At 60.9% G+C, this 19,000-nt stretch carries 24 protein-coding genes; 3 read left to right on the top strand and 21 right to left on the bottom strand.

The window, feature by feature from the left end:
* Positions 1–14: 14 nt before the first annotated feature.
* From leuB to WBK19_RS12610, 8 genes are all read right to left on the bottom strand, one after another.
* A complete protein-coding gene (gene leuB / locus WBK19_RS12645; protein ID WP_494648661.1) occupies positions 15–1,067 on the bottom strand; it encodes a 3-isopropylmalate dehydrogenase in 1,053 nt (350 codons plus the stop codon).
* Between the two features lie 12 nt (positions 1,068–1,079).
* Positions 1,080–1,718: a 3-isopropylmalate dehydratase small subunit gene (gene leuD / locus WBK19_RS12640; RefSeq protein ID WP_511290228.1), complete on the bottom strand. Its 639-nt coding sequence runs from the start codon at positions 1,716–1,718 to the stop codon at positions 1,080–1,082.
* Positions 1,718–1,933 carry an entericidin EcnAB gene (locus WBK19_RS12635; RefSeq protein WP_511290226.1) on the bottom strand — a complete coding sequence of 72 codons (216 nt, stop codon included), beginning with the start codon at positions 1,931–1,933 and terminating at the stop codon, positions 1,718–1,720. The genes leuD and WBK19_RS12635 overlap by 1 nt, the downstream gene beginning before the upstream one ends.
* A 15-nt stretch (positions 1,934–1,948) precedes the next feature.
* Positions 1,949–3,355 carry a 3-isopropylmalate dehydratase large subunit gene (leuC, locus tag WBK19_RS12630; RefSeq protein WP_511290224.1) on the bottom strand — a complete coding sequence of 469 codons (1,407 nt, stop codon included), beginning with the start codon at positions 3,353–3,355 and terminating at the stop codon, positions 1,949–1,951.
* A 30-nt stretch (positions 3,356–3,385) separates the two neighbouring features.
* Positions 3,386–4,573, bottom strand: a complete 1,188-nt coding sequence (locus WBK19_RS12625) for an MFS transporter (protein WP_511290222.1) — start codon at positions 4,571–4,573, stop codon at positions 3,386–3,388.
* Between the two features lie 41 nt (positions 4,574–4,614).
* Entirely contained in the window at positions 4,615–4,881 is a 267-nt protein-coding gene (locus tag WBK19_RS12620) for an HP1242/YdcH family protein (RefSeq protein WP_226447557.1), read from the bottom strand.
* Between the two features lie 53 nt (positions 4,882–4,934).
* On the bottom strand, positions 4,935–6,035 hold the full coding sequence (gene aroC / locus WBK19_RS12615) for a chorismate synthase (RefSeq protein ID WP_511290221.1): 1,101 nt from the start codon (positions 6,033–6,035) through the stop codon (positions 4,935–4,937).
* 243 nt (positions 6,036–6,278) lie between these two features.
* The gene (locus WBK19_RS12610) at positions 6,279–6,728 is read right to left on the bottom strand and encodes a CBS domain-containing protein (RefSeq protein WP_511290219.1); all 450 of its coding nucleotides are present in this window, start codon (positions 6,726–6,728) and stop codon (positions 6,279–6,281) included.
* A 273-nt stretch (positions 6,729–7,001) separates the two neighbouring features.
* Here WBK19_RS12610 and WBK19_RS12605 point away from each other — a divergent pair, with 273 nt between their 5' ends.
* A complete protein-coding gene (locus WBK19_RS12605; RefSeq protein ID WP_226405690.1) occupies positions 7,002–7,307 on the top strand; it encodes a helix-turn-helix domain-containing protein in 306 nt (101 codons plus the stop codon).
* Positions 7,308–7,346: 39 nt separating this feature from the next.
* Here WBK19_RS12605 and WBK19_RS12600 read toward each other — a convergent pair whose 3' ends face one another.
* Positions 7,347–8,183 (bottom strand): radical SAM protein, encoded by an 837-nt coding sequence (locus WBK19_RS12600; RefSeq protein WP_511290217.1) that lies wholly within the window; start codon positions 8,181–8,183, stop codon positions 7,347–7,349.
* A gap of 44 nt (positions 8,184–8,227) precedes the next feature.
* On the opposite strand from WBK19_RS12600, the gene queD reads away from it, so the two are divergent.
* Both queD and WBK19_RS12590 read left to right on the top strand, forming a co-directional pair.
* Positions 8,228–8,680 (top strand): 6-carboxytetrahydropterin synthase QueD, encoded by a 453-nt coding sequence (gene queD, locus WBK19_RS12595; protein WP_511290215.1) that lies wholly within the window; start codon positions 8,228–8,230, stop codon positions 8,678–8,680.
* Positions 8,681–8,801: 121 nt separating this feature from the next.
* Complete coding sequence (locus WBK19_RS12590; protein ID WP_511290213.1) at positions 8,802–9,950, top strand: patatin-like phospholipase family protein; 1,149 nt, start codon at positions 8,802–8,804, stop codon at positions 9,948–9,950.
* Between the two features lie 16 nt (positions 9,951–9,966).
* Here WBK19_RS12590 and WBK19_RS12585 read toward each other — a convergent pair whose 3' ends face one another.
* From WBK19_RS12585 to WBK19_RS12530, 12 genes are all read right to left on the bottom strand, one after another.
* On the bottom strand, positions 9,967–10,446 hold the full coding sequence (locus WBK19_RS12585; RefSeq protein ID WP_511290211.1) for a nitrous oxide reductase accessory protein NosL: 480 nt from the start codon (positions 10,444–10,446) through the stop codon (positions 9,967–9,969).
* Complete coding sequence (locus tag WBK19_RS12580) at positions 10,446–11,051, bottom strand: nitrous oxide reductase accessory protein NosL (RefSeq protein ID WP_511290209.1); 606 nt, start codon at positions 11,049–11,051, stop codon at positions 10,446–10,448. Before WBK19_RS12580 ends, WBK19_RS12585 begins: the two co-directional genes overlap by 1 nt.
* An 81-nt stretch (positions 11,052–11,132) precedes the next feature.
* A complete protein-coding gene (locus WBK19_RS12575; RefSeq protein WP_511290207.1) occupies positions 11,133–11,831 on the bottom strand; it encodes a sulfite exporter TauE/SafE family protein in 699 nt (232 codons plus the stop codon).
* A 48-nt stretch (positions 11,832–11,879) separates the two neighbouring features.
* Positions 11,880–14,312 carry a heavy metal translocating P-type ATPase gene (locus WBK19_RS12570; protein WP_511290205.1) on the bottom strand — a complete coding sequence of 811 codons (2,433 nt, stop codon included), beginning with the start codon at positions 14,310–14,312 and terminating at the stop codon, positions 11,880–11,882.
* Positions 14,309–14,905: a hypothetical protein gene (locus tag WBK19_RS12565; protein WP_511290203.1), complete on the bottom strand. Its 597-nt coding sequence runs from the start codon at positions 14,903–14,905 to the stop codon at positions 14,309–14,311. The genes WBK19_RS12570 and WBK19_RS12565 overlap by 4 nt, the downstream gene beginning before the upstream one ends.
* A gap of 10 nt (positions 14,906–14,915) precedes the next feature.
* On the bottom strand, positions 14,916–15,284 hold the full coding sequence (locus WBK19_RS12560; protein ID WP_511290201.1) for a hypothetical protein: 369 nt from the start codon (positions 15,282–15,284) through the stop codon (positions 14,916–14,918).
* Positions 15,285–15,296: 12 nt separating this feature from the next.
* Positions 15,297–15,479: a hypothetical protein gene (locus WBK19_RS12555; protein ID WP_511290199.1), complete on the bottom strand. Its 183-nt coding sequence runs from the start codon at positions 15,477–15,479 to the stop codon at positions 15,297–15,299.
* Complete coding sequence (locus WBK19_RS12550) at positions 15,476–15,964, bottom strand: TlpA family protein disulfide reductase (RefSeq protein ID WP_511290197.1); 489 nt, start codon at positions 15,962–15,964, stop codon at positions 15,476–15,478. Before WBK19_RS12550 ends, WBK19_RS12555 begins: the two co-directional genes overlap by 4 nt.
* A 1-nt stretch (position 15,965) precedes the next feature.
* Positions 15,966–16,973 carry a hypothetical protein gene (locus WBK19_RS12545; RefSeq protein WP_511290195.1) on the bottom strand — a complete coding sequence of 336 codons (1,008 nt, stop codon included), beginning with the start codon at positions 16,971–16,973 and terminating at the stop codon, positions 15,966–15,968.
* The gene (locus WBK19_RS12540; protein ID WP_511290193.1) at positions 16,973–17,647 is read right to left on the bottom strand and encodes an ABC transporter ATP-binding protein; all 675 of its coding nucleotides are present in this window, start codon (positions 17,645–17,647) and stop codon (positions 16,973–16,975) included. Before WBK19_RS12540 ends, WBK19_RS12545 begins: the two co-directional genes overlap by 1 nt.
* A complete protein-coding gene (locus WBK19_RS12535) occupies positions 17,644–18,777 on the bottom strand; it encodes an ABC transporter permease (RefSeq protein ID WP_511290191.1) in 1,134 nt (377 codons plus the stop codon). The genes WBK19_RS12540 and WBK19_RS12535 overlap by 4 nt, the downstream gene beginning before the upstream one ends.
* Positions 18,740–18,982: a hypothetical protein gene (locus tag WBK19_RS12530; RefSeq protein ID WP_511290189.1), complete on the bottom strand. Its 243-nt coding sequence runs from the start codon at positions 18,980–18,982 to the stop codon at positions 18,740–18,742. Before WBK19_RS12530 ends, WBK19_RS12535 begins: the two co-directional genes overlap by 38 nt.
* Positions 18,983–19,000 lie beyond the last annotated feature (18 nt).

The raw sequence follows: 19,000 nt of genomic DNA, 5'->3' as shown, positions 1-19,000 counted from the left end.
GTGAAAAATCTTTTTTACAGCGCCGCCAGCACGGCGTCGCCCATTTCCTTCGTGCCAACCTTGTTCGTGCCGCGCTCGTAAATATCGCCAGTCCGATAGCCTTGGGCCAAGACCTTTTTGACCGCATTTTCGACGCGCAGTGCCTGCTCTTCAAGGCCAAATGTGTAGCGCAGCAACATCGCCACCGAGAGGATGGTAGCCAGCGGATTGGCCACGCCCTTGCCTGCGATGTCGGGTGCCGAACCGTGCGAAGGCTCGTACATCCCCTTGTTGTTGGCATCAAGCGAGGCCGACGGCAGCATGCCGATGGAACCGGTCAGCATGGAAGCCTCGTCAGACAGGATGTCTCCGAACATATTGCCGGTGACCATCACATCGAACTGCTTCGGTGCCTTGACCAGTTGCATGGCAGCGTTGTCGACCAGCATGTGGCTGAGCTCAACATCCGGGTAATCATGCGCGATCTCGATCATCACATCACGCCAGAGCTGGGTTGTTTCCAGCACATTCATCTTGTCGACCGAGCACAGCTTCTTGTTGCGTTTCTGCGCCGCCTGAAAGGCGACATGGCCGATGCGGCGAATTTCCGATTCGCTGTAGACCATGGTATTGAAGCCGACACGTTCGCCGTTTTCTTCGCGGATGCCGCGCGGCTGGCCGAAATAGATGTCGCCAGTCAGCTCGCGGACGATCAGGATGTCCAGACCGGAAACCACCTCCGGTTTCAGCGTCGAGGCATTGGCCAGTTCCGGGTAGAGAATCGCCGGGCGCAGATTGGCGAACAGTCCGAGATCCTTGCGAATACCGAGCAGGCCGCGTTCCGGGCGCAACTCGCGGGCCAGCACATCCCATTTCGGACCACCGACTGCGCCGAGCAGGATGGCATCGGCCTCAGCGGTCAGCTTCTTGGTCGCTTCAGGATACGGCGTTCCCGTCGCGTCAACTGCGCCGCCACCGATCAGACCTTCTTCGAGCTCGAGCTTGAGATCAAGTGACGTGAGCACACGCACGGCTTCAGCAACAATTTCCGGACCAATGCCGTCACCCGGCAGAACACAAATCTTCATGGTTTTTCCTTATTACGCAAACAGCCAGGGCTGGTTGATACGACGTTTTTCTTCGAATTCGCGAATTTTCTCGGCGTGACGCAAGGTCAGGCCAATGTCGTCCCAGCCGTTGATCAGACATTCCTTGCGGAAGGCATCGATCTGGAATGGAATGCCATAGCCATCAGGACGAATCACGGCCTGTGCCTGCAGATCGACGACCAGCTTGTAACCAGGCGTCGCTTCGACCTGTTTGAACAAGGCTTCGACTTCGGCGGCCGGCATAACGATGGGCACGATGCCATTCTTGTAGCAGTTGTTGAAGAAAATATCGGCAAACGATTCGGCGATGATGGCCTTGAAGCCAAAATCGAGCAGCGCCCACGGCGCATGTTCGCGCGAACTGCCGCAGCCAAAATTGGCGCGTGTCAGCAACACCTGCGCACCTTGATAGCGCGGCTGGTTCAGGACGAAATTCGGATTCTTCGGCCGACCGGAGGCATCCTGCCCGGGCTGACCGACATCCATGTAGCGCCACTCATCAAAGGCATTCGGCCCAAAGCCTGAACGCTTGATGGACTTGAGAAACTGCTTGGGGATGATCGCATCGGTATCGACGTTGTTGCGATCGAGCGGCGCCACCAAACCTTCCAGACGAACGAATTTATCCATTACTCCACCACTTTCTGCACGGCGTCGCCACCCTTCTTGAGGGCTCCGCCAACCGCCTCGCCACTCTTGTGCAGGGCGCTCTCGACGGCTTCGCCGCCCTTCTGCAAAGCCTCACCGGTCTTTTCAGCACCGATGGCGACATCCTTCTTGACACCCTGCGCGGTATTGCAGGCGGCCAGACAAAGCACTGCAAACAAGACAAGCCAATTCTTCATGATCGTCGCTCCTTCTTACAGAACGTCTCGCACGTCGGCAAAACGGCCGGCAATTGCTGCGGCAGCGGCCATGGCCGGGCTGACCAGATGGGTACGCCCGCCCGGACCTTGGCGGCCTTCGAAATTGCGGTTGGACGTCGAGGCACAACGTTCGCCCGGCTCCAGACGGTCGGCGTTCATGGCCAGACACATCGAACAACCCGGTTCACGCCATTCGAAACCAGCCGCAATGAACACCTTGTCCAGCCCTTCCGCTTCGGCCTGACGTTTGACCAGGCCGGAACCCGGGACGGCGAGGGCCAGCTTGACGGTCGCAGCGATATGCCGCCCCTTCAGCACACCAGCCGCCTCGCGCAAATCTTCGATACGCGAGTTGGTGCAGGAGCCGATGAAGACCTTGTCGATAGCGATCTGGTTGATCGGTGTATTGGGATTAAGGCCCATGTATTGCAGGGCACGCTCCATGCCTTCGCGCTTGACCGGGTCGGTCTGCTTGGCGGGATCGGGAACGACGGCGTCGATGGCAACGACCATTTCCGGCGAGGTGCCCCAGGTCACTTGCGGACGAATGTCTTCGGCCTTCAGCGTGACGACGCGATCAAACTGCGCGCCGGCATCGGAGTGCAGCGTGCGCCAATAGGCGACCGCCCGATCCCAGATGTCACCCTTCGGCGAGAACGGGCGGCCTTTCAAATAATCGATGGTTTTGTCGTCGACCGCGACAAAGCCCATGCGCGCACCGCCTTCGATGGCCATGTTGCACAGGGTCATGCGACCTTCCATGCTCAGGCCACGAATGGCGCTGCCGCCGAATTCGATGGCGTAGCCGTTACCACCGGCCGTACCGATGGTGCCGATAATGGCCAGCGCCACATCCTTGGCAGTGACGCCCTTGCCGAGCTTGCCGTCAACGGCGATCAGCATGGTCTTCGATTTCTTCTGCAGCAGACATTGGGTGGCCAGCACGTGCTCGACTTCCGAGGTGCCAATGCCATGGGCCAGACAGGCGAAGGCGCCGTGCGTCGAGGTGTGCGAGTCGCCGCAAACGACCGTCATGCCAGGCAGCGTGGCGCCATTTTCAGGACCGACGACGTGCACGATGCCCTGCCGCGCATCCTTGAACGGGAAATAGGCCAGCGCACCGACTTCGCGGATATTGTCATCCAGCGTTTGCACTTGCTGACGCGAAACCGGATCCTTGATGCCTTCATCCCAGTGATCGGTCGGCGTGTTGTGGTCTGCCGTCGCGACGATGGACGAAATGCGCCAGGGCTTGCGGCCGGCCAGCTTGAGGCCTTCGAAAGCCTGCGGGCTGGTAACTTCGTGGACGAGGTGACGATCAATATAGAGAAGGGCCGTCCCATCAGCTTCCTGATGGACGACATGGTTCTCCCAAAGCTTGTCGTAAAGGGTCTTCGACATAGTGCGTAATGTGGGCTGTAAAGCCTTGAATTATTGCACAGGATCTTTCGTTTTTGCCCTGTTTTCCCGGTTGACCGTAGCATTCGCACCGACCCAGCCCCAGACCAGCACAAAGCCGACCAACGCAAACAGGGCACCGAGCGTAAAGGTCCAACCGGAGCCCAGCGATTCCCAGGTCCGGCCACTGATCAGCGCGCCGAGCAAGCCGCCGGCACCGAACGACAGACTGGAATAGAGCGCCTGCCCCCGCCCCTGCGCCCGACCGGGGAACCACTGGTTGACCGCGGCAATGGAAGCCGCGTGGTAAGCACCGAAAGTCAGGCCGTGCAGCAGCTGGACCACAATCATGATTGCCGCCGACTCGACGCCCCAGCCCATGAGCAGGAAGCGCACAACCGCCGCGCCAAAACTGGCCAGCAGAATGGCGCGCAGCGAGAACCGTCGCGACAGCCGGGCCATGAACATGAAGACGACGATTTCCGCCACCACGCCGAGCGACCACAGCAAACCGACCTCGGTCTTCGAGTAGCCGTGGGCATCAAGGTGAATCGAGTAAAAAACGTAGAACGCGCCATGTGCCGCCGACATCGCGAAACAGGCCGTCATCAACGCAATCACTTTCGGCTGGCGCAGAATTTCGCCGATCGGCTGGGCATCGCGGTCATGCGGAACCGGCGGCGCTTCCGGCAGGGTCAGCGCATAGAGAAGAATCCCGGCCAGAATCGCCCAGCACACCCAGAGCACACCGACCGGCGGTGCCATATCGAGCAGCGCACCGGTTCCCATCACGGCGACGATAAAACCGATTGAACCCCACAGGCGGATACGGCTGTAGCGCCCGCGCTCTTCACGCAGATGATCGAAAGTCAGCGTCTCGACCAGCGGCAGAGCGGCGCTCCAGAAGAACGCGAGCACAGCCATCGCGACCAGCATGCCGGGCAGTTTGTCGAGCCAGAAGAAGGCCGTGAATCCGGCCAGACCGATCCCGGCGGCCAGACGAATGATCGCCATGCGCCGACCGAAACGGTCAGCCAGCCAACCCCACAGATTGGGGCCAAAGAGGCGCATCAACTGCATCTGCGACATCAGCAGACCGATGTCCCAGGCAGAAAAGTTCAGGGATTGGAGATAGAGCCCGAAATAGGGCGAGAAGGCACCAATGAAGGCGAAATAGAAAAAGTAGTAGCCCGAGAGGCGCCAGTAAGGCAATGCATGCATCCGGCGATTTTACCGGATGCAGGATCGGGCACAGGCTTCGATCAAGCCTTGACGGATTGCTGGCCGGCGCGGAAGGCGAGCAGCAGATGGTAGATTTCGTCCTTGAGCTTGACGCGCTGTTTCTTCATATCTTCGATGGTGAAGTCGGCGACCGGCATGTCGTGCTCTTCCAGATCCTCGACCTTGCCGGTCAGTCGGTTGTAGGAAGCAAACTGCCGGGCAAAATAGGCATTGCCCGATTTGAGCGCATCAATCCCGTCCTTGAATTCGGGAAACTCCTGGTACAGATCGTGATGATCAACTTGCATGGTTTTCTCTCCCTGTTGCGATGATCAGCCGCCTCGGCGGCAAAATAGAAATATTACGCGATTTCACCCGGTATGCGCGGCGTCGCACACACCACATCACCACACTGGGCGCGGTGGCGCAAAGCATGATCGATGAGAACCAAAGCGAGCATGGCTTCGGCAATCGGCGTGGCACGGATGCCAACACAGGGATCATGCCGCCCCTCGGTCGCCACTTCAATGGCATTGCCGTGACGATCGATCGAGTGACGCGACTGGGCGATCGACGAGGTCGGCTTGATCGCCATGTTCACGACAATGTCCTGCCCCGTCGAAATCCCACCTAGCACCCCGCCGGCATGGTTGGTCGCAAAACCCTGCGGCGTCATTTCGTCGCCGTGCTCGCTGCCGCGCTGGGCCACCGAGGCAAAGCCGGCGCCGATCTCGACGCCCTTCACGGCATTGATGCCCATCATGGCATAGGCAATTTCGGCATCAAGACGGTCATAAACCGGCTCGCCCCAGCCCGGCGGGACGCCGGTCGCCATCACGGTGATCTTGGCGCCGACCGAATCCAGTGATTTGCGCAGGCTGTCCATGTAGCTCTCGAGCTCCGGCACCAGCGCAGCATTGGGCGCGAAGAAAGCATTTTCGCGGATGTCACCGGCCGAAACGAAGGGAATCTCGATCGGACCGAGGGCACTCATCCAGCCACAAATTGTGACGCCGTAACGCTCGTTGAGCCACTTGCGGGCAATCGCCCCGGCCGCCACTCGCACCGCAGTCTCGCGTGCCGACGAACGGCCGCCACCGCGATAATCGCGGAAGCCATATTTCTGGGTGTAGGTGTAATCGGCGTGACCAGGACGGAAGGTGTCGGCGATATTGCCGTAATCCTTGCTGCGCTGGTCCTGATTGCGAATGAGCAGGCCGATCGGCGTACCGGTGGTCTTGCCCTCGAAGACGCCGGAAAGAATCTCGACGGTATCCGGCTCGCGACGCTGCGTCACATGACGCGACGTGCCCGGCTTGCGGCGATCCAGTTCAGCCTGGATATCAGCCTCGCACAAAGCCAGTCCGGGTGGGCAGCCATCAACAACACAGCCGATTGCCGGACCGTGCGACTCGCCAAAGGAAGTAACGGAAAACAGGGTGCCAAAAGTATTGCCGGACATGGAAGCTGCGTTCTAATATGGAATGAGGAGTTTACCATGCCGAGCAAGAAGCCCTCCCCCGCACCGTCGACTGTAGCAAAACCATCGACTCAGCCTCCGGCCCGCAAGGGAGGCTCGAGTCCGCCGCCAAATGCGCGTCAACAGCCCGACAACCGCTGGCAAAGAACAAAGCGCTACGGCTGGGACAGCCGTTAGCCGTAAACGAACAAAGGCAGCCGAAGCTGCCTTTTGTTCGTTTGAAGCTCAGGCTTCCTGCTGATCCGTTGGCCAGTTCTTGATGTAACTCTTCAGCATCTTGTTCTCGAAACTCTGCTCTTCAAGAACCGCCTTGGCCACATCGAGGAACGAGATGACGCCCATCAGCGTGTTGTCCTCAATGACTGGCAGATAGCGCGAGCGCTTGTCAATCATCAAGCGACGCAAGTCGTTGGCTTCCATATCCGGAAAAGCGGTCACCGGATTGGTCACCATCACATCGCCGACAGTCAGTTGCTCCGCAGTCGCCGCCTTGCCCTTGAGCGCCAGGAGGACTTCGCGAAATGTCAGCATGCCGACCATCTTGCCGGCATCCATGACGACGAGTGAGCCGACATCCAGATCAGCCATGCTGTCGATGGCGAAAGCCAGAGACTGTTGCGGCGCCGCTGTGTACAGCGTAGCGCCCTTGACTCGAAGTATTTCCCGCACCTGCATTGCGCTCTCCCGCACTCGGTTTTAATTGGTCGGTTGATCTTAGAGCATCCTCCGGGATTCGGAAAGACTCATGGCACTTCTCGTTTCGCATAAGGTCGAATTGCTATTGCGAGAAGATTAATCAATACAAATTTTTACGCGTATTTGACAATTTTATTGGCATTGGCACTTGCGAAATGTCATAACCATCTATACACTTGGTTATATCACCTAAGGCATATATCGCTAGGATGCTTGGGTAACCCTATTACACTAGCGTATGGAGATTGAATGATGTCTACAGTTAAAACCATCGAGAAAATCGACGCTCGTGAAATTCGTCGCAAGCTTGGTCTGAACCAGCAACAGTTCTGGTCCACCCTCGGAGTGACGCAGAGCGGTGGTTCCCGCTACGAAAGCGGCCGCAACATGCCGAAGCCGGTGCGTGAACTGCTGCGTCTGGTGCACGTCGAGCAAGTCGATATCAAGAACATCAAGCGTGACGACATCGAAGTCGTCGAATACCTCAAGGCTCAGGAACCGGAACTGTTCAAGTCCCTGAAGAAGTCGGCTCGCGCCCACGCAAAAAAAGCGGCCTGATTATTGCCCCGAAAGGGGCGTCGACCGTAACAACGGGCATCACGGGGAAACACTGACCCGGATGCCCGTTTCCTTTTCTATCTGCCCGGCGAAATCAGCCAGAACCTCGACAGGAAGTGGATTCAAGCGCGATGCGGCGGCTTGCATCGATGGCCGTGCCAATCCGTAAAGGTGCACGCCAGCGAGTTTGCCGGCGAGCGGACGGAGCAGATCGCAATATGCCATTCGCGACGCAAGCGATGGCGCAAGGCCATCAAGCGCGAACCAGCAGGTTTGCACCCATGTCGGCGCGAGCCCGGCGCATATTTCGAGATTTTTTGACGTTTTTACCATTTGCCACGAAACACCGTTAATTTCGGCGACCTCTTCGGCCGTAGCGCGGTCAATCTTGAACCAGACTTCGCCCCCCAGTTCAGCCAGATGACGAATGCCCGCCTGCACGTCGGAACGATGCATCAGGCTGCCGTTGGTGATCAGGCGAACGACCAGCCTCCCTTTTTGGCCAAAGCGCTCAAGCACCCTCCCGACCACGCCGACAGCATCGGCGAACTCGGCGGCGCTAGTCGGTTCGCCGTTGCCGGAAAACGCCACATCCATCAGCCGCCGCGCCTCGGGTGGCACTTGCCGCTGCATAAAGTCGCCGTTCAGCGCGTCATCGAGAAAGCCGGCCAGTTCCCGTTCCAGGCAATCCAGATCAATCGGCGGCGGTCCACCCCGCGTCAGGTTTTCCACCTGGCAATAGACGCAGGCCCAGTTGCAGGCGTTGTTGGGATTGAGGTTGATGCCGATCGACACGCCGCCGGCCCGGCGCGAGATGACGGGATAAACATAACGCAGGCCGGCACTGTCGCGGCGGTGATCGTCTGTGGTGAGCATGGCGCATTGTATAATCCGCGACCGCCTTGTCGAGCAATACGCCCATGTTGATTACCCGCCGACTCGAATTCGATGCCGGGCACCGCATTCCTGACCACAAAAGCCAGTGCCGTCACTTGCACGGGCACCGTTACGCCATTGAAATCACCTTGTCAGGCAGCGTCATCGACAAGGCTGGCGATGCTGCCAATGGCATGGTGATGGACTTTTCGCAGGTCAAGGATCTGGCCAACATCCATCTGGTCAACGAATGGGATCACGCTTTCCTTGCCTACGCGGGCGACAAGGCGATTGTCGATTTTCTCGCGTCGATGCCGGGCCACAAGACAGTCATCCTCGACCGCGTGCCGACCGCCGAGAATCTGGCCCGCATCGCTTTCGAGCGCCTCGACGCAGTGTACCGCGACACCTACGGCAACCATCTTCGCCTAGAACAGGTCCGCCTCTACGAAACGCCCAACTGCTGGGCCGACGCACTTCGCACCAAGCTCGATTGAGCGGAAAAATTTCTCCCTCTATACTGCACGAATACAGCAAGCACTTTGACTGCAAGCGCGCGGAGGGGGAGATGAAAAACAGGAAAGCCAGCCTGCTCAGGCGAACATTGCTCGGGCCGGCATGAGCCCGCCCCCGGCAAGCTCAGCCAAGACCGCGCTGGTCCTGACCGGCGGTGGCGCCCGGGCGGCCTATCAAGTCGGCGTTCTGCTCGCAGTTTCGAAACTATCGACCAATCGCCGGAAAAACCCCTTCCCTATTCTGTGCGGCACCTCAGCTGGCGCCATCAATGCGGCCGGCATCGCTTGTCTGGCCGACAACTTCGGCAAAGGCGTCTCGGTGCTGGCCAGCTTCTGGCGCAACATGCACGCTGGCGACATCTACCGCGCCGATCCAGTCGGCATTGGCGTCTCGGGTGCGCACTGGATGACCATGCTGACGCTGGGCTGGCTGGTTCGCAGCCGGCCACGCTCACTGCTCGACAATTCACCGCTGCGCGAGTTGCTGAGTCGCCACCTCGATTTCCGCGGCATCCAGCGCTCAATCGCCAATGGTGCGCTGCACGCGATCAGCATTTCGGCATCCGGCTACGAATCCGGCGACAACATCAATTTCTTTCAGGGCCATGCCGACGCCCAGCCCTGGCATCGCGTTCAGCGTATCGGCATTCGCTCGAAAATTGGCGTCGACCACCTACTCGCCTCCAGCGCGATCCCCTTCATTTTTCCGGCCGCCAAAATTCATCGGGAGTTTTTCGGCGATGGCTCAATGCGCCAGCTGGCGCCGATTTCTCCGGCCATCCACCTTGGTGCCGAGCGGGTGCTGATCGTCGGCGCCGGACGCAAGAATGAACATCAGGAACGTCGCCGGGTCGACAGCCATCCATCGCTGGCGCAAATTGCCGGCCACGCGCTATCGAGCATCTTTCTCGATAGCCTGGCCGTCGATATCGAGCGCATGCAGCGGATCAACCGGACGCTCGCCGCCATCCCGCTCAGCGTCAGGGAAAACAATAAAATCCCGTTGAGACCGATCAAGGCCCTGATCATTTCGCCCTCCGAACGTCTCGAGCGCATCGCCGCCGAACATGCCGGCGCCCTGCCCTGGGCAATGCGCATGATGCTGGGCGGCATTGGCGGCATGAATCGCCGCAACGGCACGCTGACCAGCTACCTGCTTTTCGAGAAACCCTATACGCGGGCCCTGATCGACCTTGGCTACGCCGACACGATGGCGCGCTCCGACGAAGTTGGGGAATTCCTCGACCTTTGAGCCTGATTCGTCGCGCTCAGAACTTCCCCGAATCAAGCCCCGCAGGCAGATCCGGCGTCACTTGCTCGAAACGCAAGGTCCGCTTTCCCTTGTGATCCTTGCTGAAATCGCTGGCATCCACCTGACTGGCCAGCGGCACCAGCTCATGCCCCATCGGGCCAAGGACATCGGAGCCGGTGACAAAAATGGCCTTGCGCGCGTCGATCCGTTCCAGATTGTAGAAATCGGTAACGTAGATACCCGTGATGTCTTCCTTGCGATGATTCGGCGCGTATTTCGGCAGGTCATGCAGGAACTTGAACATGTCCTTGGCACCGTCGAAGAAATGGGCATGGCCATCCTTCCACGTCACGACCGCTACCCAGTTCGGATACTTGGAAACCAGCATGCCGCAGACCGGACAGAGATCCTTCGGCCCCGGCTTGGGCACATTCTGGGCTACAGCCAAGGGTGCCCAGAATGCGACCAGCAAGACCAAAAAGGCGCGACGGGTCATCAGCCCTTCTTCATTTCAGCGGCGCGCTTGCGGCGCTCTTCGCGATTCTTGCGAATCATGCCCACATCGGAGGCCATGTCGAGGTAGGACTCACGCAGCGCATCGTTGAAATTGCCCAGCGAGCCGCCATGCTTGGCCTGGAATTCCTTGGCCGTGCTCAGCGAGGCGAAGGAATGTTTCGAGCGCTTGGTCATCGCGTGCTTGAGGTCGGCACCGATCAGGTAAATCAGATTATCGACCGGTACGAGCGGGCGCGGTTCGATGGTGGCGCCATAGTCCGGCCCCCAGATGTTCTTCGGCTCACGGTCGACATTGACGCCCAGGCTGAGCGACAGGCAGTGGATTGAGCAGACCCCATCGCTGAGGTCATCGGCATACTGGACAAGCATGCGGGCGCGGTGGTGCTCCTTGCGATCCATGCCGCAATACGGGCACTTGGGATATTTCTCGAACTCATTTTCCAGCGGCTTGGCGTCGGCTGGTTTCTTGGGAATGAACTGGTTCGGCGTGCCGTCGGTGGCGCAGGAGGTGTTCGCACTGGCTTGCGTCGAGGCGGCGGCGAAGCCGGAAAGAACGGACATCTTGAGTAGGTCACGGCGTTTCATTTTTGCTCTCCCTGAAGCTGTTTGTTAGCCGTGAAATATTAGCGCTCGATGATGTGCGGCACCTGCGACATAGTGTCGCACTCAACCCAGGAGGTTGCGCATCACAGTGTAATAGCGGATTCCTTGCCATAGCGTCGATACGCCCAGCGCGATAACGAACAGCGCGGCGCCTTTGAGCAGCCAGCCGCGCAGTTTCGGGCCGAGCTTGCCGAACAGGAAGGAGGCAGACAACATTGATGGCAGAGTGCCGGCACCGAAGGCCAGCATCAGCAAGCCACCTTCCAGCACCGAAGGAGCCGTCGTTGCCTTGACGGCCATCGCCATGGTCATCGAGCAGGGCATCAGGCCGTTGATGGCGCCGCCGATCAGCGCGCCAACCACCGGACCTTTCTGCACCGCCAGCCCAAACTGCTTGCGCAGCCAGGCAATGGGGGCAAAACCGAGGCGATTGCGAAAGGGCGAAACACCGAGCAGATCAAGGCCGAGCAGGATGACAATCACCCCGGCAACGATCTGCAGCACGCCCTGCAATTTGCCGAACTGGCCAGTCGATACGAGGACGGCGCCAATCGCTGCAGCGATGATACCGACGACAGTATAAATGCCGACCCGCGCGCTGTGATAGGCCAGATAGGGCCAGACACCCTTGGCGCCGAGCTTCATGAAAAAGCCGGAAACCAGCCCGCCGCACATGCCCAGACAATGGCCACTGCCGAGCAGGCCGGTCATGAAGGAGAGCATGTAAGAAAATTCGGCGATGGCGTGGTGGCTGTGGTCCATGTATGGCTTGCTACGGTCAACCGTAAAAAACGGCCAAAATTGAAATATTCACCGTTGCAGGCGCAGGGAGTTGGCAACAACCGAGGTCGAGCTCATCGCCATCGCTGCCGCAGCGATCATCGGGTTGAGCCGGCCGGCGGCGGCGACCGGGATGGCGATGACGTTGTAGCCGAGCGCCCAGAACAGGTTTTGGCGGATGATCGCCATGGTCCGCCGGGAAAGGTCGATGCCGGCCGCGACACGGGCGATGTCGCCGCCGACCAGCGTGATGTCGGCGGATTCGACGGCGATGTCGGCGCCACCGCCGATGGCGAAACCGACGTCGGTGGCGGCCAGGGCTGGTGCGTCGTTGATGCCGTCGCCGATCATGCCGACCTTTTCGCCGGCCTGTTGCAATGCGTGGATGACGGCCAGCTTGTCGGCCGGCGTGGCGCGGGCGACGACGCGGTCGATGCCGACCAGCTGGGCGACGTGGCGGGCGACGGCGTCGACATCGCCGGTCGCCATCACGGTTTTCAGGCCAAGGCGGTGGAGCAGCGCGATGGCCTCGCGGGCACCGGCGCGAGGCTGGTCGGCGATGGCAAAAATAGCCATGTTTTTCCGGTCGACCGTAGCAAACACCGGCGTCTTGCCCTGCTCGGCCCAACGGGCGGCTTCGTCGGCCAGCGGGCCGATGGCGATGCCTTCGGCCTCGAGCAGGCGAGCGTTGCCGATGACGATATCCACGCCGCCCACCGTCGCCGTGACGCCCAGTCCGGGCCGCGCAGCAAAGGCTTCGGCGACCAGCGTTTCGTTCCCTCGCGGCCGGCACCAGTCGGCCAGGGCGCGGGCCAGGAAGTGTTCGGAACCGGCTTCGGCCGCCGCTACCAGCGCCGCCAGCCGGGCCTCACCCATCTCGGGCAGGATCAAGGTGTCGGTGACCACCGGCTTGCCTTCGGTGATCGTGCCGGTCTTGTCGAAGACCACCGTGGTCAGCTTGGCCGCCGTTTCGAGCGCCTCGCCGTTGCGGATGTAGATGCCGCGCTTGGCGGCCTGGCCGGTACCGACCATGATGGCCGTCGGCGTGGCAAGGCCGAGCGCGCAGGGGCAGGCGATGAGCAATACGGCGACGGAATGGGCCAGCGCGGCCGAAACCGGGGCGCCGGCCATCGCCCAGCCGCCAAAGGTCAGCGCGGCAATGCCGCCGACGGCCGGCACGAAGCGCGCCGAAATGCGGTCGGCCAGTTTCTGCACCGGCAGCTTGCTGCCCTGAGCCTGATCGACCAGCTTGACGATGCCGGAGAGCACGGTGTCGCCGCCGATGGCCGTCACCGTCATGACGAAACTGCCGTTGCCATTCAGGCATCCGCCGATCACCTTGTCGCCGGCCGTCTTGGCCACCGGCAGCGATTCGCCGGTGATCATCGCTTCATCGACCGAGGAAGCGCCTTCGAGCACGCAGCCGTCGGTCGGGATCTTGTCGCCGGCCCGCACGCGCAGGCGGTCGCCGATCTCCACATCGTCGATGGCCACTTCAAATTCGCTGCCGTCGGCCTCGATGCGCAGCGCCGTTTCCGGTTGCAGTTCGATGAGCTTGCGGATCGCCTCGCCGGCCTTGCCCTTGGCGCGTTCTTCCATGTAACGGCCGAGCAGCACGAAGGTGCAGATGCCAGCCGCCGACTCGAAATAGACGTGGTGATGCATCCTGAATACGCCGGGAATGCTGTAGGCCCAGGCCGCGCCGGCGCCGATGGCGATCAGCGTGTCCATGTTGGCTTCGCCCTGTTTGGCGAGCATCCAGGCCTTGCGGAAAATGCTGTTGCTGCTGCCGAAAAGGATGGCCGACGACAGCGCGAACTCCATGACGCGCAGAGCGGGCGAGCGGTGCATGGCCATGCCGGAAAGCATCACCGGCACGGTCAGGATGGCGGCCTGGATGAAACGCTTCTTTGCTTCCTCGACGCGCTCCTTTTCACGCTCGACGATCAGCCGACGCTGGGCCAGCGTGTCCATCGGCCGCGTCGTATAACCGAGCGCGCCGACGACTTTCGACACCGCCTCGCGGTCGATCACGCCATTGACCGTCACCGTTTCGGCGGCAAAATTGACCGAGGCGTAGCGCACGCGCGGGTCGCGCTTGAGCTTCATTTCGATGAGCAGGGCGCAGGAGGCGCAGCTCATGCCTTCGATGGCCAGCGAGCATTCCTGCACCGGGCCATCGACCGGCGCGGCCACGACTGGCGCCGCCTTGGGCGCGGCGATCAGGTTGCCGAGGACGGCGTCCAGTGTCGCCAGCAGCCGCTCTTCCGGCAAGGCCGCCGGGTCGTATTCAATGACCAGCGAACCGATGTCGGCGACGATGCGCACTTCCTTGATGGCCGGATGCTTGCGCAGCAGGATTTCCAGGATGTAGCACCGCTCCTGCTCTTTTTCGAGCGAGGGCGCCAGCACCCGAAGGCGGCGGCGTAGGCGGTGGGCGATCCGGAAATGCTTGGGGGTCACTTGGTTTTACGGTAACGGACGAGCAGGAAAACGAGATAGAACACCGTCAGCCAGGCATTGCTGTTGGCGACCGGATTCTGCAGCCAGCGCTTGGTGATCAGGTCCCAATGGACGCGGATCAGGTAGAAGGCGACGATGTCGTTGAAGAAATTGGTGATCGCCTTTTCGGTCAGGGCGCTTTCGACCATCGGCTGAAAACGGGCCTGCAGCGAACCTTCGGGCGGTGGCGCGGCCGGGATGATGATCGACTTGAGCTTGTCGAGCAGCGGCTGGAAACCGTTGTTCAGGTCGACGGACGGGGCAGCTTCCGGTTCGGCGGCCGGCGCTTCGTCCAGTGGCAGGCCGGGCAGCAGGCTGAACAGATGGCGGGCGACCTGGGGCGTGCTCAAAATCTGCGCGTCGAAGCGGATGGAAATCCGCTTCCAGCCACGGTCGACCGCAGCACTGCTCAAACCGGCCAATGACTTCATGCCTTTTTCGATGGCGGCCACGGCGGCCTCGCCGCAGATCTCCGCCGGCAGTTCGAGGCGCAGATAGCCCTGTTCGCGGTGCAGGACGACGATGCGTTGCGCCAGTTCGGCGGTTTGCGTCATGTCGCCTCCGTCAGGCAGCCGGGGTTTCGCTGACTGGCGGCGGATTGCCCTCGATTTTGTCCTGGGCTTCGGCCATCAGATCGTTGAGGTTTTCCTTCTGGTGCAACGCGAAATCCTTGCCCATGCCGGTCGCCTTGGAGAGGCCATCGACGATTTCCTTCTGGTATTTGAAGAGCAGGAAGCCAGCGGCAATACCACCCGCCGCACCAACGGCCAGCAAGGTCAGCGGATTGCGCAGCAGGGCGCCGCCGAGCAGGCCCTTTCCCGCCGCAAAACCGGCGCCCGCCATCATCGCGCCGGTGGCCATCGGCTTGCTCATCGCATGGCCCGCCGCACTCATCATGTGCGGCATTTTCTTCATCATCTCTTCAGTCATCATGGTCGTTTCCTTTCAGGATTTCTTGTCTGCATTCTGCCCATTTTGAACCGGCGTTTCCTGGATGTCATGCAACATCTCGTAGATCCCCCGGCAGCCCTCGCAGCAGAACTGGTATTGCCTCTCCGGCGTGTTCAGGAGGACGGGCTTGATGCCGACATCGAGGCTGCACAGGTCGCATGCCCGGTTCTCGCTCATTTCAGCAATTCCTGCACGTGGCGGGCGAAGGTCGCTTCATCGGCCTCGCCGACGATCTTGGCGCGGACGATGCCTTTGCCGTCGATGAAAAAGGTCGTCGGCAGGCCAACGACGCCGTAGCTGCGGGCGATGGCCGAGTTTTCGTCGAGCACGGCCGGATAGGTGACGCCGATCTTCTTGATGAAGGCATTGATCGTCGCCTTGTCCTGCCCGGCGTTGATGGCCAGCACCTGCAGCTTGCCCTTGTTGGCCTGATAGACCGTTTCAATGGCCTTCATTTCGCCTTCGCAGTACTTGCACCAGTCGGCCCAGAAGCGGACGACCAGCGGCATGCCGAAATAAGCGGCGGGAAAATGCTCGGCACCACCATCAGCGCGAAAGGCCTGGAAAGTCGGCGCGATGCTGCCGATGTTGATGTTGGCTTTCGGGGTCTCGCTACCGCAGGCGGCCAGGAACAAGGCGGCCATGAAGATAAAAATGCGCATCTCAATGTTCGATCAGGATCAGGTTGGAAGTCAGCACGAACCAGGTAGCCAGCGCCGTGAACAGAACATAGCCTGCCACGGTCAACCCGGAAAAACGCCGAGAAATGGAAGGAATGATTTTGACGAGACTGGGCACCCGGGCAAAGGGCTGCACCGCGCCGGCAGCAAGGCCAGCCGCCGTGGCGACGAACAACGGCACATACAGCCAATAGCCCTGGTAGTTGTATTCCGGCTTGAGGATGCAGAACGGGCAATGATGGTGCGGGTGCTCGTAGATGTAGAGCGAAATGAAGGACAACACGCCGGTGATGGCCGCAATGAAGCCGCCGGCGCTGGTCAGCGCCAGCAGATAGCCGCTGGTCCGTCCGCCCCGCCGCCAGTGCCAGAGCGCAACGCCAATCGCGGCGGCCATCGCGCCATAGAACAGCCAGATCGCCGGCAAAGGTTCAAGGCCGGAGGCTTCGGCGGCGATGGTCTTGGCATCGCCGGAGAACATGCTGCCGCAGCACGAGGTGATCACATTGGCCTTGAGGCCCATGAAATACTGCAACTCCAACCAGAAACTGGTGACGAGGACGGGCAGCAGAAGCAGCAGCAGGCCGTATTTGATGCGGACCAGCGGGTAATCACGGGCCTTGGTGTCGACGTGGTTGATGGCCAGCCACATGGCGGCCAGGAAGAAGATGGCCATCTGCGTCATCAGCGACGGAAAGCCGTAGCCATTGACGTTGAGCGTGCCGACCGCGCACATGGCGCCGACGAACATCACCGACAGCCGATCGGCGTTGAAGACAAAAAGCAGCAACGCCGCCAGCTGGACGACCATGACGAAGGAGAGCAGCGTCGAGAACAGATAGGTGCGGCGTTCCAGCGCCAGTTGCCGCTCCGAACCGCTGGCGATGTCCCAATGGCGGATGACCTGCACGGCAAACGGCGCGGCGGCGAGCAGCATAAGCACCGCGACGCCGGCGGCCATGAGCAGCGCGATGATGGCGGGCTGGAAGAGCATCAGTCTTCGGTCAACCGGCCGTCGCGCATGCCGACCACCCGATGCACGGCGCTAGACTCGACAACCAGCGGATCGTGGCTGGTCAGCAGCACCGTCTTGCCGGCCGCCGTGAAGCCTTCGAGGATGGCCATGAATTCCTTGGATAGCGCGGTATCGAGGTTGGCTGTCGGCTCGTCGGCGATGATCACTTCCGGGTTGTTGATCAGGGCGCGAGCGATGGCGACGCGCTGCTGTTCGCCGCCGGACAGCCATTCGACCTTGGCTTGCGCCCGATGGCCAAGCTTGAGCTGGTCGAAGAGCTCGTTCGCCGCCGCGACCAGTTCGGCGCGTGGCCGGCCGGTCGGGAAGGCCGGCAGGATGACGTTTTCCAGCGCCGACAGGCCCTTGATCAGGTTGAATTGCTGGAAGACGAAACCGAAGCTCTGCCGGCGGATGTCGGTCAGGAAACGTTCCGGCAGGCCGGAGATGTCCTCGCCCTTGAAGCGCACCCGGCCGTGGGTGGGCCGGCTCAGGCAGCCGACAATGGTCAGCAGCGTGGTCTTGCCGGAACCGCTCGGGCCGCGGAAGGCGGTGACCTTGCCGGCTTCAACCGTCAGGTCGATGCCATGCAGCGCCCAGTATTCGTTCGGCTTGCCCTGGTTGAAGGCCTTCTTGATGTTGCTGAGTTCGATCATCGCATCACCGCATCGGGGTCGGTGATCGCCGCCCGCCAGATCGGCACGAGCACCGCTGCCGTGTAGGGGAACACCGTGAAAAAGAACAGAGTGGCGATCTGCAAGCCATCGACGGCCGGGACCAACGTGAATTTCGGGTAAAGCACCGACCAGCCTTTGAGCACCGGCTCGAACACCGCCGCGCCGAAATGGAAGACATGGACGTAGGCGGCGATGAAGCCGAGCAAGAAGGCGATCAGCGAAATGAGCAGGCCTTCCCAGGTTTTCATGCGGATGACGTCGCCGGTTTCCCAGCCGATGGCCTTGAGGATGCCGATTTCCCGCTTCTCCTCGGCCGACAGCCCGGAAGCCTTCTCCCAGGCGAGGATGGCGAAGGCGAGGATGGCCCCGGCAAGGACCGTCAGCACAATGCCCTCGCGCCAGTCGAAAACGCTCTGGTAGGTGCGCAGGACTTCTTCGCGCAGGATGGGGCGGGAATCGGGTAGCGCGCTCGACAGCTTGGCAGCCACGGTACGGACTTCTTGCGGATTTGCCACTGACAGCGCGATATCGGTGTAATGGCCGGCCGGGTATTCGAAGAACTTGCGGAAATCGTCCTCCGAGAGCAGCACGAGATCGGCCGAGAGCAGCTCCGAATCCGGCGAGAGCACGCCGTTGACTTCAAACGTAAACAGTTTGCCCGAGTAGGAACGGAAGGAAACGGTGTTGTGCAGCGCCAGCCCCCGCTCGCGGGCCAGCGCGTTGCCGACCATGATGTGGCCGTCCGCCACCTCGTCGGCCGGCCGCGCCATGAAGGTGTAATTGGCGTTCAACACCGGATCGTAGTAATAGCCCCAGAGCCGGCCTTCCTTCTTCTGCACGCCCCGGATGCGGCCGATCTTGTCGAGATAGCCAGGCGGAATCAGGTCATGGCGGCCGGCCACCATGCGTTGCAAAATCACTTCCGGCGAGCCGGCCAGCACAAAGGTCGCCTCCGTGCGCAGGGCCTGCGTAAATAGCGTCAGCGAGGCCAGCACGAAAACGAGCAGCGTGTAGGCCAGCAGCAGGCCGATGTTCTTCGTCTTGCGCCGGGCCAGCGAGGCCAGCGTGAAGTCAATCAGGTGACGTTGTTTTTCCAGCCAGATTTTCATGGGATTGGGTCAGAATTGCCGGTGGCGGGAGCAGCGAGCCGCTGGGAAAATGGTCGAAGGCGCCGGGGTGGTCCTGCAAGGCCGAATGCAGATCGGCCTGAGTCGGGTGGCGGGTATAGCGGGCTTCGGTGAACAAGGCCAGGTCGGTCAGGCCGAGTTTTTCGACCAGCGCGCGGTTGGCGGTCAGCTTTTGCTCGTCTGCCACGGTCAACCGGAAAAAAAG

Origin of the sequence: Azonexus sp. (assembly GCF_049652925.1) — a bacterium.
Classification (GTDB): Bacteria; Pseudomonadota; Gammaproteobacteria; order Burkholderiales; family Rhodocyclaceae; genus Azonexus.
This window is presented reverse-complemented; position numbering and strand designations above follow the sequence as displayed.

Bases quoted from the DNA above. Each gene is read 5' to 3' on its own strand.
- WBK19_RS12555 (WP_511290199.1), bottom strand. From the start codon at position 15,479: ATGAGCGAGAACCGGGCATGCGACCTGTGCAGCCTCGATGTCGGCATC.
- WBK19_RS12590 (WP_511290213.1), top strand. From the start codon at position 8,802: ATGAGCCCGCCCCCGGCAAGCTCAGCCAAGACCGCGCTGGTCCTGACC.
- WBK19_RS12580 (WP_511290209.1), bottom strand. From the start codon at position 11,051: ATGAAACGCCGTGACCTACTCAAGATGTCCGTTCTTTCCGGCTTCGCC.
- WBK19_RS12560 (WP_511290201.1), bottom strand. From the start codon at position 15,284: ATGATGACTGAAGAGATGATGAAGAAAATGCCGCACATGATGAGTGCG.
- WBK19_RS12535 (WP_511290191.1), bottom strand. From the start codon at position 18,777: ATGAAAATCTGGCTGGAAAAACAACGTCACCTGATTGACTTCACGCTG.
- WBK19_RS12610 (WP_511290219.1), bottom strand. From the start codon at position 6,728: ATGCAGGTGCGGGAAATACTTCGAGTCAAGGGCGCTACGCTGTACACA.
- WBK19_RS12585 (WP_511290211.1), bottom strand. From the start codon at position 10,446: ATGACCCGTCGCGCCTTTTTGGTCTTGCTGGTCGCATTCTGGGCACCC.
- leuD (WP_511290228.1), bottom strand. From the start codon at position 1,718: ATGGATAAATTCGTTCGTCTGGAAGGTTTGGTGGCGCCGCTCGATCGC.
- WBK19_RS12540 (WP_511290193.1), bottom strand. From the start codon at position 17,647: ATGATCGAACTCAGCAACATCAAGAAGGCCTTCAACCAGGGCAAGCCG.
- leuB (WP_494648661.1), bottom strand. From the start codon at position 1,067: ATGAAGATTTGTGTTCTGCCGGGTGACGGCATTGGTCCGGAAATTGTT.
- WBK19_RS12605 (WP_226405690.1), top strand. From the start codon at position 7,002: ATGTCTACAGTTAAAACCATCGAGAAAATCGACGCTCGTGAAATTCGT.
- WBK19_RS12620 (WP_226447557.1), bottom strand. From the start codon at position 4,881: ATGCAAGTTGATCATCACGATCTGTACCAGGAGTTTCCCGAATTCAAG.
- WBK19_RS12600 (WP_511290217.1), bottom strand. From the start codon at position 8,183: ATGCTCACCACAGACGATCACCGCCGCGACAGTGCCGGCCTGCGTTAT.
- aroC (WP_511290221.1), bottom strand. From the start codon at position 6,035: ATGTCCGGCAATACTTTTGGCACCCTGTTTTCCGTTACTTCCTTTGGC.
- WBK19_RS12635 (WP_511290226.1), bottom strand. From the start codon at position 1,933: ATGAAGAATTGGCTTGTCTTGTTTGCAGTGCTTTGTCTGGCCGCCTGC.
- WBK19_RS12575 (WP_511290207.1), bottom strand. From the start codon at position 11,831: ATGGACCACAGCCACCACGCCATCGCCGAATTTTCTTACATGCTCTCC.
- WBK19_RS12625 (WP_511290222.1), bottom strand. From the start codon at position 4,573: ATGCATGCATTGCCTTACTGGCGCCTCTCGGGCTACTACTTTTTCTAT.
- WBK19_RS12550 (WP_511290197.1), bottom strand. From the start codon at position 15,964: ATGCGCATTTTTATCTTCATGGCCGCCTTGTTCCTGGCCGCCTGCGGT.
- leuC (WP_511290224.1), bottom strand. From the start codon at position 3,355: ATGTCGAAGACCCTTTACGACAAGCTTTGGGAGAACCATGTCGTCCAT.
- WBK19_RS12565 (WP_511290203.1), bottom strand. From the start codon at position 14,905: ATGACGCAAACCGCCGAACTGGCGCAACGCATCGTCGTCCTGCACCGC.
- WBK19_RS12545 (WP_511290195.1), bottom strand. From the start codon at position 16,973: ATGCTCTTCCAGCCCGCCATCATCGCGCTGCTCATGGCCGCCGGCGTC.
- queD (WP_511290215.1), top strand. From the start codon at position 8,228: ATGTTGATTACCCGCCGACTCGAATTCGATGCCGGGCACCGCATTCCT.